The organism is Streptomyces sp. NPDC048018 (assembly GCF_043202995.1).
Lineage (GTDB): Bacteria > Actinomycetota > Actinomycetes > Streptomycetales > Streptomycetaceae > Streptomyces.
The window spans coordinates 384,067-397,104 of sequence record NZ_JBIDBK010000005.1; the positions used below are offsets into that span (position 1 = coordinate 384,067).

11 protein-coding genes are annotated in these 13,038 nt (G+C 73.2%); 6 read left to right on the forward strand and 5 right to left on the reverse strand.

The window, feature by feature from the left end:
* Positions 1-273 precede the first annotated feature (273 nt).
* Both ACGF1Z_RS21665 and ACGF1Z_RS21670 read right to left on the reverse strand, forming a co-directional pair.
* Positions 274-1,236 carry a pirin family protein gene (locus tag ACGF1Z_RS21665; protein WP_393006338.1) on the reverse strand — a complete coding sequence of 321 codons (963 nt, stop codon included), beginning with the start codon at positions 1,234-1,236 and terminating at the stop codon, positions 274-276.
* Positions 1,237-1,352: 116 nt separating this feature from the next.
* Positions 1,353-1,871 (reverse strand): SseB family protein, encoded by a 519-nt coding sequence (locus ACGF1Z_RS21670; protein WP_365343789.1) that lies wholly within the window; start codon positions 1,869-1,871, stop codon positions 1,353-1,355.
* A gap of 174 nt (positions 1,872-2,045) precedes the next feature.
* Here ACGF1Z_RS21670 and ACGF1Z_RS21675 point away from each other — a divergent pair, with 174 nt between their 5' ends.
* The 3 genes from ACGF1Z_RS21675 (at position 2,046) to ACGF1Z_RS21685 (ending at position 5,957) form a co-directional block, all read left to right on the forward strand.
* Positions 2,046-3,875, forward strand: coding sequence for an acyl-CoA dehydrogenase (locus ACGF1Z_RS21675; RefSeq protein WP_393006339.1), 1,830 nt, complete (start codon positions 2,046-2,048; stop codon positions 3,873-3,875).
* 155 nt (positions 3,876-4,030) lie between these two features.
* Positions 4,031-5,377, forward strand: a complete 1,347-nt coding sequence (locus ACGF1Z_RS21680; protein ID WP_393006341.1) for a M18 family aminopeptidase — start codon at positions 4,031-4,033, stop codon at positions 5,375-5,377.
* A gap of 4 nt (positions 5,378-5,381) precedes the next feature.
* Entirely contained in the window at positions 5,382-5,957 is a 576-nt protein-coding gene (locus ACGF1Z_RS21685; protein ID WP_393006343.1) for a DUF6434 domain-containing protein, read from the forward strand.
* Between the two features lie 196 nt (positions 5,958-6,153).
* On the opposite strand, the gene ACGF1Z_RS21690 is transcribed toward ACGF1Z_RS21685, so the two are convergent.
* Entirely contained in the window at positions 6,154-7,980 is a 1,827-nt protein-coding gene (locus tag ACGF1Z_RS21690; RefSeq protein WP_393006345.1) for an NHL domain-containing thioredoxin family protein, read from the reverse strand.
* A gap of 126 nt (positions 7,981-8,106) precedes the next feature.
* On the opposite strand from ACGF1Z_RS21690, the gene ACGF1Z_RS21695 reads away from it, so the two are divergent.
* Complete coding sequence (locus ACGF1Z_RS21695) at positions 8,107-8,598, forward strand: LURP-one-related/scramblase family protein (protein ID WP_393006347.1); 492 nt, start codon at positions 8,107-8,109, stop codon at positions 8,596-8,598.
* A 59-nt stretch (positions 8,599-8,657) separates the two neighbouring features.
* Here ACGF1Z_RS21695 and ACGF1Z_RS21700 read toward each other — a convergent pair whose 3' ends face one another.
* Complete coding sequence (locus ACGF1Z_RS21700) at positions 8,658-9,854, reverse strand: trans-sulfuration enzyme family protein (protein WP_393006349.1); 1,197 nt, start codon at positions 9,852-9,854, stop codon at positions 8,658-8,660.
* 73 nt (positions 9,855-9,927) lie between these two features.
* Here ACGF1Z_RS21700 and ACGF1Z_RS21705 point away from each other — a divergent pair, with 73 nt between their 5' ends.
* Together ACGF1Z_RS21705 and ACGF1Z_RS21710 are read left to right on the forward strand one after the other, a co-directional pair.
* Positions 9,928-11,481 (forward strand): PLP-dependent aminotransferase family protein, encoded by a 1,554-nt coding sequence (locus tag ACGF1Z_RS21705; RefSeq protein ID WP_393006351.1) that lies wholly within the window; start codon positions 9,928-9,930, stop codon positions 11,479-11,481.
* A gap of 38 nt (positions 11,482-11,519) precedes the next feature.
* Positions 11,520-12,128: a hypothetical protein gene (locus ACGF1Z_RS21710; protein ID WP_393006353.1), complete on the forward strand. Its 609-nt coding sequence runs from the start codon at positions 11,520-11,522 to the stop codon at positions 12,126-12,128.
* Between the two features lie 86 nt (positions 12,129-12,214).
* On the opposite strand, the gene ACGF1Z_RS21715 is transcribed toward ACGF1Z_RS21710, so the two are convergent.
* Entirely contained in the window at positions 12,215-12,997 is a 783-nt protein-coding gene (locus tag ACGF1Z_RS21715; protein ID WP_393006355.1) for a carbon-nitrogen family hydrolase, read from the reverse strand.
* Between the last annotated feature and the right edge of the window lie 41 nt (positions 12,998-13,038).

Genomic DNA, 13,038 nt, shown 5'->3' on the forward strand with positions numbered 1-13,038 from the left:
GTCAGCGCGGGTCCGGGAAAGACGCCGAGGACCGCGTCCGTGATCCGCGGCACATCCCGTCGGCCCGCCGCCCACGGCGCGCCCCGTCCGGTACGCCGGCGGCCTTGCGGCCCTCGCCTCGGTCCCGGTGGTGCTGGGCATCACGCACGTGCCGTCGGCGCACGTCACGCCGGGCCCTGATGTCCGGCCTCGGCGTCGTGGACCCGGGCCGGCCGCTGACCGCCCGTCCGGCGGCGGTCAGCAGCCTCTCGTGACGCCGGTCGCCCGGCCCGGCTACTCGCCCATCCCGTGCACCGCGGGGATCGTGCCGAGCCGGCCGGCCTGGAAGTCCTCGAAGGCCTGGCGGAGTTCGGCCTGGGTGTTCATGACGAACGGGCCGTAGTGCGCCATCGGCTCGCGGATCGGCCGGCCGCCCAGGAGCACGACCTCCAGGTCGGGGGTGTTCCCGTCCTGCTTCTCGTCGGCGCGGACGGTGAGCGAGCCGCCCTTGCCGAAGACGGCGGTCTGTCCGGTGTGGACGGGCCGGCGCTCCTGGCCGACGGTGCCGCGCCCGGCCAGGACGTAGGCGAGGCCGTTGAAGTCCTCGCGCCACGGCAGCTCGATCTCCGCGCCGGGGCGCAGGGTGGCGTGGATCATCGTGATCGGGGTGTGGGTGACGCCGGGCCCCTGGTGCCCGTCGAGCTCGCCGGCGATGACGCGCAGCAGCGCGCCGCCGTCGGGCGAGGTGAGCAGCTGCACCTGGCCGCCGCGGATGTCCTGGTAGCGGGGCGCCATCATCTTGTCGGAGGCGGGCAGGTTCACCCACAGCTGGAGGCCGTGGAAGAGGCCGCCGCTGACGACGAGGTGCTCCGGCGGGGCCTCGATGTGGAGCAGGCCGGAGCCCGCGGTCATCCACTGGGTGTCGCCGTTGGTGATGGTGCCGCCACCGCCGTTGGAGTCCTGGTGGTCGAAGATCCCGTCGATGATGTACGTGACGGTCTCGAAGCCGCGGTGCGGGTGCCAGGGCGTGCCCTTGGGCTCGCCGGGGGCGTACTCCACCTCGCCCATCTGGTCCATCATGATGAACGGGTCGAGGTACTGGTAGTTGATGCCGGCGAAGGCCCGGCGTACCGGGAATCCCTCGCCCTCGAAGCCCTGGGGCGCCGTGGTCACGGCGAGCACGGGGCGGGCGACGGCGTCGGCGGCAGCGGCCACGCGCGGCAGGGTGAGCGGGTTCTCGACAGTCACAGCAGGCATCGGGGGGACCTCCTTGTGCCACCACTTTAGTTGAATCCTGAACTTCCTGCCACCCGGAACGCGGAACGCCCGGGAGGAATTCCTCCCGGGCGCTCTCCCTGTCCTTCCAGACTGCGTCAGCCGTACATCCGCCGCATCGCGTAGTCCACCATCTGCTCGACGGCCTTCGCATCGAAGACCATCCGGTGGTCGCCCTCCATGTCGAGGACGAAGCCGTAGCCGGTCGGCAGCAGGTCGATCACCTCGGCGCCGGTGATCACGAAGTACTTGGACTCCTTGCCCGCGTACCGCCGCAGCTCCTTGAGCGAGGTGAACATGGGGATCACCGGCTGCTGGGTGTTGTGCAGGGCCAGGAAGCCCGGGTTGTCGCCGCGCGGACAGTAGACCTTCGAGGTCGCGAAGATCTGCTGGAAGTCCTCGGCGGCGAGCGTGCCGGTCGTGAAGGCGCGCACGGCGTCGGCGAGCGAGGGCGGCGACGGCTCGGGGTAGAGCGGGGGCTGCTGGGCGTAGCCGCCCTGCATCCCGCCGGCCTGCATGCCCGGCTGCATGCCGGGGTGCATGCCGCCCGGCATCCCCTGCTGCGGAGGCGGGCCGTACTGCTGCTGGGCACCCGGATTCTGCTCGTAGCCGTACATGCGGGCCAGCCTATCGAGGCCCGGGAAGGGGGTGCGGCCCGCGTCACAGATGTCCGGATAGGGGTTGCCTTTATTACCGGCGGGTAGCATCATCGTGGATGAGCGTGAGCTACTCACGGGTAGTAGTACGTCTACGAGGACATCCGCCTCCCCGATCCTTACGGAGCCGTCGCCATGGGGCACTACAAGTCGAATCTCCGCGACATCGAGTTCAACCTCTTCGAGGTGCTCGGCCGCGACAAGGTGTACGGCACCGGTCCGTTCGAGGAGATGGACGTCGAGACCGCCAAGAGCATCCTCGACGAGATCCGCCGCCTCGCCGAGAACGAGCTGGCCGAGTCCTTCACCGACGCCGACCGCAACCCGCCGGTCTTCGACCCGGAGACCAACACCGCCCCCGTGCCGGCCTCCTTCAAGAAGTCGTACGACGCCTTCATGGAGTCCGAGTACTGGCGCCTGGGCATCCCGGAGGAGATCGGCGGCACCGTCTCCCCGCGCTCGCTCATCTGGGCCTACGCGGAGCTGCTGCTCGGCTCGAACCCGGCCATCTGGATGTACTCCTCCGGCCCGGCGTTCGCCGGCATCCTCTTCAACGAGGGCAACGAGGCGCAGAAGAAGGTCGCGCAGATCGCCGTCGAGAAGCGCTGGGGCTCCACCATGGTGCTCACCGAGCCCGACGCGGGCTCGGACGTCGGCGCCGGCCGCACCAAGGCGGTCCAGCAGGAGGACGGCTCCTGGCACATCGAGGGCGTGAAGCGCTTCATCACCTCCGGTGAGCACGACATGGAGGAGAACATCCTCCACTACGTCCTCGCCCGCCCCGAGGGCGCAGGCCCCGGCACCAAGGGCCTCTCCCTCTTCCTCGTCCCGAAGTACGAGTTCGACTGGGAGACCGGCGAGCTCGGCGCCCGCAACGGCGTCTACGCCACCAACGTCGAGCACAAGATGGGCCTCAAGGCCTCCAACACGTGCGAGATGACCTTCGGCGACAAGCACCCCGCCAAGGGCTGGCTGATCGGCGACAAGCACGACGGCATCCGCCAGATGTTCCTCATCATCGAGTTCGCCCGCATGATGGTCGGCACGAAGGCGATCTCCACCCTCTCCACGGGCTACCTCAACGCCCTGGAGTACGCCAAGGAGCGCGTGCAGGGCACCGACCTGGCGAACTTCATGGACAAGCACGCCCCCAAGGTCACCATCACGCACCACCCCGACGTCCGCCGCTCGCTGATGACGCAGAAGGCGTACGCCGAGGGCATGCGCTCCCTCGTCCTCTACACGGCCTCCGTCCAGGACGCCATCCAGCTCAAGGAGGCGGCGGGCGAGGACGCCAAGGCCCTGCACGGCCTGAACGACCTGCTGCTCCCGATCGTCAAGGGCTACGGCTCCGAGAAGGGCTACGAGCAGCTCGCCCAGTCGCTGCAGACCTTCGGCGGCTCCGGCTTCCTGCAGGAGTACCCGATCGAGCAGTACATCCGGGACTCCAAGATCGACACCCTCTACGAGGGCACCACGGCCATCCAGGGCCAGGACTTCTTCTTCCGCAAGATCGTCCGCGACCAGGGCGCGTCCCTGAACGCGCTGGCCGAGGAGATCAAGAAGTTCCTCGCGGTCGGCACCGGCGGCGAGGAGCTGGCCGGCGCCCGCGACGCGCTCGCCAAGGCGGCCGTCGACCTGGAGGGCATCGTCGGTGCGATGCTGACCGACCTCACCGCCACCGGCGAGGACCTGAAGAACATCTACAAGGTCGGCCTCAACACCACCCGCCTGCTCATGGCGTCCGGTGACGTGGTCGTCGGCTACCTGCTCCTCAAGGGCGCGGCCGTGGCCGCCGAGAAGCTGGCCGCCGGCGCCTCCGGCAAGGACGTCGCCTTCTACCAGGGCAAGATCGCGGCCGCGAAGTTCTTCGCCGCCAACGTCCTGCCCGGCGTCTCCACCGAGCGCCTCCTCGCCGAGGGCGTGGACAACTCGCTGATGGACCTGGACGAGGCCGCGTTCTAGTACCGCACAGGTACGCGCCACGTCCGCATCAGGAACGGCTCGCTCCCGGGGAGGGGGGCGGGCCGTTCCGTCTTTTCCACAGGGCCCGAGCGACTTGTCCACAGGTGTTCGACGCTCGCACGTCCGCATGTCGAGATCTGCGTAAGGTGAAGGACATGAGTAGCGCACCAGCCCGCCCGTCGCACGCCACCGCCACCGAGAAGAGCGCCTCGCGCGCCCCTTCCCCTTTCGACCGCGGCCACACCGATGACCTCATGACCTTCCTGGCGGCCTCGCCGTCGCCGTACCACGTGGTGGCCAACGCGGCCGGGCGCCTGGAGAAGGCCGGCTTCCGCAAGGTCGAGGAGACGGACGCCTGGGACGGGACCTCGGGCGGGAAGTACGTGATCCGCGGCGGAGCGATCATCGCCTGGTACGTGCCCGAGGGCGCCACCCCGCACACCCCGTTCCGGATCGTCGGCGCGCACACCGACTCCCCGAACCTGCGCGTCAAGCCGCAGCCGGACTTCGGCCGCGAGGGCTGGCGCCAGGTCGCCGTCGAGATCTACGGCGGACCGCTGCTCAACAGCTGGCTCGACCGGGACCTCGGCCTCGCCGGCAGGCTCACCCTGCGCGACGGCTCCCAGCACCTGGTGAACGTCGACCGGCCGCTGCTGCGCGTCCCGCAGCTCGCCGTCCACCTGGACCGCCAGGTCAACGAGGGCATGAAGCTGGAGCGCCAGCGCCACATGCAGCCGATCTGGGGCCTGGGCGACGTCCACGAGGGCGACCTGATCGCCTTCCTCGCCGCGGAAGCCGGGCTCGACGCCGAGGACGTCGCCGGCTGGGACCTCATGGTGCACGCCGTCGAGGCCCCCGCCTACCTCGGCCGCGACCGCGAACTCCTGGCCGGCCCGCGCATGGACAACCTGATCTCGGTGCACGCCTGCGTCGCCGCCCTCGCCGCCGCGGCCGCACTCGGCGACGACCTGCCCTACATCCCGGTCCTCGCCGCCTTCGACCACGAGGAGAACGGCTCCGAGGCCGACACCGGCGCCCAGGGCCCCCTGCTCGGCACCGTCCTGGAGCGCTCGGTCTACGCCCGCGGCGGCGGCTACGAGGACAAGGCCCGCGCCCTCGCCGGCTCGGTCTGCCTCTCCTCCGACGTCGGCCACGCCGTGCACCCCAACTACAGCGAGCGGCACGACCCGACGCACCACCCCCGCCCCAACGGCGGCCCCATCCTCAAGGTGAACGTCAACCAGCGCTACGCCACCGACGGCACCGGCCGGGCCGTGTTCGCCGCCGCCTGCGAGAAGGCCGGCGTCCCGTGGCAGTCGTTCGTCTCCAACAACGACATGCCCTGCGGCACCACGATCGGCCCCATCACCGCCGCCCGGCACGGCATCACGACCGTCGACATCGGCGTCGCCTGCCTGTCCATGCACAGCGCCCGCGAGCTGTGCGGCTCGGACGACCCGCACCACCTCGCGAACGCGCTGCTCGCCTTCCTGGAGGGCTAGCCGGGTGAGCGCCGCCACCCCGGCGGGACGCCCCGCGCTCACACCGGACCTGACGGGCGCGGAACTCCGGCGCTGGTACTGGACCCTCGCGGAACTGACCGTGCTCGCCCGCACGATGGGCCTGTCCCCCGGCGGCGGCAAGGCGGCCGTCACCGAGCGGCTCGCGGCCGCCCTCGACGGCCGCCCGCTGCCCCCGGCCCCGCCCCGGCGGCGGGCCGCCGGGGCGGCAGGACAGCTCACCGCCCCGGTCGACGCGACGACCGTGATACCGGAGGGCCAGCGCTGCAGCCAGGTGCTGCGCGCCTGGTTCCGCGCCGAACTGGGGCCGTCGTTCCACTTCGACGCGCACATGCGCGCCTACGTCGCGGAGAGCGCCGGCCGCACCCTGGCCGACGCCGCCCGGCACTGGCGGGAGACCCGGCACGCGGCGGCCCGCCCGCAGGAGATCGGCGCCCAGTTCGAGCTCAACCGCTTCCTGCGCGACTGGCACGCCGCCCACCCGGCCGGCGGCCGCACGGAAGCCCTCGCTGCCTGGCAGGCCCACCGGTCCAGGCCGCGGGACCGACGGGAAGCGGGCTGATCGCCCCGGTCCGCACCCCCGGACGCCCCACGCCCCGCACCGGGGCGCGTCCACCCGCACCCGCCGTCTCCTCGCTTGCCGACGCACCCCCAGCAACCCCGTCCGGGGCGCCGGGGACCGCCGGCCGCGTGAACCGGCGCCCGCTGAGGCAGGACGGACCGGGCCCCCGGCAGAAGCCGGGGGCCCGGTCCGTGCCTCAGGCCTTCGCCTCGTCCATGCCCGCGAGGATCAGCGGGAGACGGGCCGTCCCGCCGTCGGTGATCCGGACCGGGACGCCCCAGTCCTGCTGGTGGACGTGGCAGGCCGGGTACTCGTTGGCCGGGTCGTCGTCGCAGGAGGCGGCCATCGCCGAGACGTGCAGGACGCCCTCGGTCAGCTCCGGGTTCAGCTCCAGGTCGCGGAAGAGGTCCGTGCCCTTGCCCTCACCGGCCAGCAGCAGCTCCGGCGGGGTCGAGGAGACCAGCAGCCGGGTCGAGGGGCCGTAGCGCTCGTCGAGCTTCTGGCCCTTCGGGGCCTGGAAGACCACGTCGAGGCGGAGCCGGCCCGCCGCGACGTCGGTGGCCTCGCGCCGCGTGCGGTGGGCGACCGACTCGACCTGCACGGCCTCCTCCGGGAGACGCAGCCTCGTCAGACGGTGCCGGGCCGACTCGACGACCACCACGTCCTCGCCGACGACGACCGCGTCGCTGGGCTCCCGCAGATCGGTGGCCAGCGTCGTCACCTCGCCGCTCGCCGGGTCGAAGCGGCGCAGGGCGTGGTTGTACGTGTCGGAGACCGCCACCGAGCCGTCGGGCAGCGCGGTGACGCCCAGCGGGTGCTGGAACAGGGCCTGCCCGGCGGCGCCGTCGCGGTGGCCGAAGTCGAAGAGACCGGTGCCGACGGCGGTGCGGACGGCATAGCCGTCGCCGTCCGCCTCGACGAAGCGCAGCGCGCTGGTCTCGGAGTCGGCGATCCACAGCCGGTCGGCGGTCGCGGCGAGACCGGAGGGCTGCGCGAACCAGGCCTCGGCGGCCGGGCCGTCCACCAGCCCCTCGTTGGTGGTGCCGGCCGCGACCTCGACGGTCCCCGTCTCCGGGTCGTACGTCCAGATCTGGTGGACGCCGGCCATCGCGATCCACACCCTGCCGTGCCACCAGGCCACGTCCCACGGCGAGGACAGGTCGACCTCCAGCGCGGGGCCCGAGGTGGGGGAGCCCTGCCACCACTGGCGGCCGGTGCCGGCGATCCGCTCGATCGCGCCGGTGGCCGGGTCGAGCCGCTTCAGGGCGTGGTGCACGGTGTCGGCGACGACGACCGTGCCGTCCGGCAGCAGCGCCAGGCCCTGCGGCTCGCGGAACTCGCCGTCGGCGCCGATCCGCCGTACGACGGTCTCGCCGTCCGCGGCCAGCTCGACGAGCTGGTGCCGGGTGGTGTCGGAGACGAGGAGGTTCCCGGACGGCAGCAGGACCGCCTTGCCGGGGAAGCGCAGGTCGGTCGCGACCGGCTCCGGCGGCACGTAGGGGCCGTCGCCGCGCCGCAGCGTGCCCTTGGCCTCGTGCTCGGCCTCCAGCTCCTCGACCAGGGTGCGCAGCGCGTTGGCGTGGCCCTCGCCCGCGTGCTGGGCCACGACGTAGCCCTCGGGGTCGATGACGACGAGCGTGGGCCAGGCCCGTACGGCGTACTGCTTCCAGGTCGCCAGCTCGGGGTCGTCGAGCACGGGGTGGTGCACCTCGTAGCGTTCGACGGCGTCGACGACGGCCTGGTGCTCGGCCTCGTGCACGAACTTGGGCGAGTGCACCCCGACGATCACCAGGGTGTCGCGGTGCTTCTCCTCCAGCTCCCGCAGTTCGTCGAGGACGTGCAGGCAGTTGATGCAGCAGAAGGTCCAGAAGTCGAGCAGAACGATCTTTCCCCTCAGGTCCGTGAGGGTGAGATCGTCTCCGCCCGTGTTGAGCCAGCCGCCCTTGCCGACGAGCTCGGGGGCACGGACACGGGCGCGGCGGGGCGCGGGCGCGGGAGTGGGCGCCGGGGCAGCATCGTTCATGTTTCAAGCTTGCCATCCGCCCGTGAAGCGCGGATCACGGCCGGATGGCACGGTCCGCCGGGGTGGCGCCCGCCCGGGACACCCGCCCGAGGTGAGTTCCGGCTCCGACGGGGAAGGCATTCCGTCATGAAATATCTGGTACGGGACAAACTCTTCGCCATCGGCGACGACTACTGGATCGAGGACGAGCAGGGCCGGCACGCCTTCCTCGTCGACGGCAAGGCGCTGCGGCTGCGCGACACCCTGGAGCTGAAGGACCCCGACGGACAGGTCCTGATCACGCTGCGGCAGAAGATGTTCAGCCTGCGGGACGCGATGACGATCGAACGGGACGAGCGCCCGCTCGCCACGATCCGCCGCAAGCGGCTGTCGCTGCTGCGCAACCACTTCCGGGTCACCCTGGCCGACGACACCGAACTGGACGTCAGCGGGCGGATCCTGGACCGGGAGTTCGCCGTCGAGTACGACGGCGAACTCCTCGCCCACATCTCCCGCCAGTGGTTCCACGTCCGCGACACCTACGCCGTGAACGTGGTCCGCGAGGACGCCGACTCCGCCCTGCTCATCGCCGTCGCGGTGTGCGTGATCCGGATGGCCGAGCGGGAGCGGGAGGACTAGCGCCCGTCTTCCGGACCGGGCCGGACCGGGAGCCCTCCCCCGGGGCGGTCCGCTCGCGGCTACAGCGCCTTGGTCAGGGCCTGGTCCAGGTCCGCCCACAGGTCCTCGACGTGCTCGATGCCGACCGACAGGCGGACCGTGCCGGGGGCGATGCCCGCCGCCGCGAGGGCCTGCTCGTCGAGCTGGCGGTGGGAGGTCGAGGCCGGGTGCATGACCAGGGTCTTCACGTCGCCGAGGGAGACGCTCAGCGAGGCCACGCGGACCGCCTCGACGAAGCTGCGGCCGGCGTCACGGCCGCCCGCGAGGTCGAGGGAGACGACTCCTCCGCCGCCCTTCGGCAGCAGGCGGGCCGCCAGTTCCCGGTCCGGGTGGCCCGCGACCGCCGGGTGGCGGACGGCGGCCACCGCCGGGTGGCGGGCGAGCCGGCCGGCCAGCTCGGCAGCGCTCGCGCTCTGGCGCTCGATGCGCAGCGGCAGGGTCTGCAGCCCGCGCAGGGTCAGCCAGGCGGCGAACGGGTCGGTGACCGCGCCCTGCTCGACGGCGTGGTGGCGGATGCGCCGGTACATGTCGACGTCCTTGAAGACGGCGATGCCGCCGAGGACGTCGGCGTGCCCGGCGAGGTACTTGGTCGCGGAGTGGACGACGATGTCGGCGCCGTGCTCGATCGGACGGCACAGCAGGGGCGAGGCGAAGGTGTTGTCGACGACGGTCGGGATCCCGGCCTCGCGGGCGGCGGCGGCCAGCGCGGGCAGGTCGGAGACCCGGGTGGTGGGGTTGGCGACGGTCTCCAGGTAGAGCAGCCGGGTGTGGGGGCGCAGTGCGGCGCGCACCTCGTCGGCGTCGGTGCCGGAGACGTAGGTGACCTCGACGCCCCAGCGCGCGGCGAGGTCGGTGAGGACGGCGTAGGTGCCGCCGTACAGGCAGCGTTGGGCGACGATGTGCCCGCCGGTGGACAGGAGTCCGAGCAGGACGCCGTTGACGGCGCCCATCCCGGAGGCGTACGACAGGGCGTCGGCGCCGCCCTCCAGGCGGGCGACGGCGGTCTCCAGGGCGCGGACGGTGGGGTTGCCCATGCGGCTGTAGAGGAAGGCGTCGGGCGATTCGAAGGCCTCGGCGAGCGCGTCGGCGCTCTCGAAGGCGAAGACGTGGCCCTGGTGGAGGGGCACGCCCAGCGGCCGGCTGCCGCGGATCACCGGCTGCGGGGAGTGGACGGCGAGGGTCTCGGGACGGGATGTTGCGGGGAGTTCGGCGCTCATGGCGTCCAGTCTGGGGAGGGCGGGCTTGCGGCCACAGGACCAATCCCGGCAGATTGGTCCGCCGATGGATCCAATGGCACTCTCCGTGGATGAGCTCGTCGCCTGGCTCGGGCGCTGGTCGGCCGGGCGGGGACCGCTGTATCTCCTGCTCGCCGCCCGCGTACGGCAGTTGATCGACGAGGGCCTGCTGCCGCCGGGCGCCCCGCTGCCGCCCGACCGGCGGCTCGCGACCGCGCTGTCGGTCGGCCGGACGACGGTGGTCGCCGCGTACGACACCCTGCGCCAGGAGGGGCGCCTGGTGCGCCGGCAGGGCAGCGGTACGCGCGTGGCGCCGGCGGCGCTCGCTCCGCCGGGGCCGCGGGTGACGGAGACGTCCAACCCCATGTTCCTGCATCTGCTCGAACCGTCCGACGACGTGATCCTGTTGAGCTGCGCCGCCCCGCCGGCGCCGCCGCGTGAGCTCGCCGAGGCGTATGCGGGGCTCGTGCTGCCGGCGAACGACCTGGGCTATCACCCGGCCGGTCTGGCGGCCCTGCGGGCGGCGGTCGCGCGGCGCTACGAGGCGCGGGGCGTGCCGACGGACCCGGCGCAGATCCTGGTCACGACCGGCGCCCAGCAGGGGATCGCGCTGCTCACCCGGCTGCTGGTGGCGCCCGGCGACGCGGTCCTCGTGGAGGCGCCCGGCTATCCGGGGGCGCTCGACCTGTTCCGGGAGGCGGCGGCCGTCCTGTCTCCGGTGGCGGTGGGGCCGGACGGGCTGGACGTCCCGGCGGCGGTGGCGGTGATGGAGCGTCACCGTCCGGTCCTCGCCTATGTGGTGCCGCATCTGCACAATCCCACCGGCACCGTGCTGCCGCCGCTGTCGGGGCGGCGGCTGGTCGAGGCGGCGCAGGCGTGCGGGGTGCCGCTCGTGGAGGACGAGGTGCTGGCGGAGCTGCGCTTCGACGGGACCGCCGGCGAGGCCGGACCGCCGCCCCTCTCCTCGTACGGTGCGGAGGTCATCGGCGTCGGCTCGCTCAGCAAGGCGGTGTGGGGCGGCCTGCGGACCGGCTGGGTGCGCGGCCCGGTCCCGCTGGTCGCGCGGCTCGCGCGGCTGAAGGCGCTGCACGACCTCGGCAGTGACGTGCCGGCCCAGCTGGTGGCCGCCCGGCTGCTCGGTGCCTTCCCCTCGCTGCTGCGGGCCCGGGTGGCGGAACTGCGGGCCGGCCACGACCTGCTGCGGGCCGAGCTCGCCCGCCGGCTCCCCTCGTGGGACTGCCCCGCGGCCGCGGGCGGGCAGACCCTGTGGGTCTCGCTCCCGTACGGCGACGGGGTGTCGTTCGCGCAGATCGCGCTGCGCCACGGGGTGGCCGTGCTGCCCGGCTCCACCATGGACGCGCTCGGCGGCAGCGCGCGCATGCTGCGGCTGCACTTCCTGCTGCCGGCCGGCCTCCTCGTGGAGGCGGTCCGGCGGCTGGCGGCGGCGTGGGCGGAGTACGCGCCGGCGGACCGGCCGGGGGTCTCCGCCACGGCGGCGGCCGTCCCCGCCCCCGGCGGCCCCGCCTCTGCCCGCGTCCCCGCCGTCCGTGGCACGCCCGGCGCCCCCGGCCCTGCCGTACCCGCCACCCTGAACGCCATCACCGTCTGAGCCTCCGGTCCCCCGCCGCCCTCGAAGGAGTCACCTCCGTGCACACCACCGTCACACCGTTCGCCCTCGTCCCCTGGAAGGAGGGGCGACGGCCCGACGTGCGCTCCGGCTGGCGGGGCGTCTCCGCGGAGTTCGGCGAGATCGTGCTGACCTGCCCGCTGCCCCGGACCGCCCCGGAGACGGTCGTCTCGGAGGCACGCGGCGGCCGGATACCCACCGCCACCTTCGAGGCACGCGGCATCCACACGGACACCCTGCGGCTGCCCACCCTGAACCGGGCCACCCTGCGGGTCGGCGACCGCGTCGCGTACATGACCCGGAACCGCTGGGGCACCACCCTGGAGCAGCGCGCCCTGCGACTGCGGTTCGCGGGCGACCACTACCGCCTGGCCGCGCTCGACGCCCGCGGCCATGTCCTGACCCGGGCCGACGACGCCGAGGACCCCGGGGTCACGGTCACCGTGCGCGAGTCCGGGCGCGGGAAGGGCCGGCGTCTTTCGGTGCACGCCGGCGGGCGCGTCGAGGGCGCCGACCTGGCCCTCGCGCTGATCTTCGCGGGCGTGGACCGCGCGGCCCTGACCCGGGTCGGGGCCGTGCGGTCCGGGGTGCGCCGGGTGACGGAGCTCTGGGCGGAGGCGAACGCCTAGCGGGGGACCCGCCGATGAGGCCGGGCTCTCGGTGCCCGGAGCCCCGCGTGATCCGCCGGCCCCGGCCCGGCGGCGGGCGGCAGCGGCTACGGACGGCCCAGGACCCGGTCCTTCAGCGCGGGGAACTGCTCACGGGTGGCGGCGACCTTGGCCGGGTCGAGGACGACCCGCAGGGTCTCCTCGTCCGGTCCGGCCTCCCCGAGGACCTCGCCCCAGGGGTCGACGACGATCGAGTGCCCGGCCTGCTCGACGCCCGCGTGGGTGCCGGCGGTGCCGCAGGCGAGGACGTACGCCTGGTTCTCCACGGCCCTGGCCCGGGCGAGCAGGGTCCAGTGCGAGCGGCGGCGGGCGGGCCAGCCGGCGGGGATCACGAAGGCCTGGGCGCCGGCGTCCACGAGACCGCGGAAGAGCTCGGGGAAGCGCAGGTCGTAGCAGGTGGCGACGCCGACGGTGAGCTGGGGCAGGTCGACCGTGACGAGGTCCTCGCCGGCCGCCATCAGGACGGCCTCGCCCTTGTCGAAGCCGAAGCGGTGGATCTTGCGGTAGCTGGCGGCGAGCTCGCCGTCGGGGGAGAAGACCAGTGAGGTGTTGTAGAGGGCGCCGGAGACGGCCTCGACGACCGAGCCCGCGTGCAGCCACACCTCCGCGTCGCGCGCGGCGTCGGACATGGCCTGGTAGGTGGCGCCCTTCAGCGGCTCGGCCTCGGCGGCGAACGCCTCGTAGGCGAAGGCTCCCATGGGCCACAGTTCGGGCAGGACGACGAGCTCGGCGGCGCCCCGCTCCTCCCGTACCAGCCGGGCCACGCGGGCCCGCCGGTCCTCGACCGGTTCGTCCGGGTCTACCGCGATCTGGATCAGCGAGGCGCGCACACTACCACCGTCCTGGCATTCGAGCCGTCAACACCGGCCTA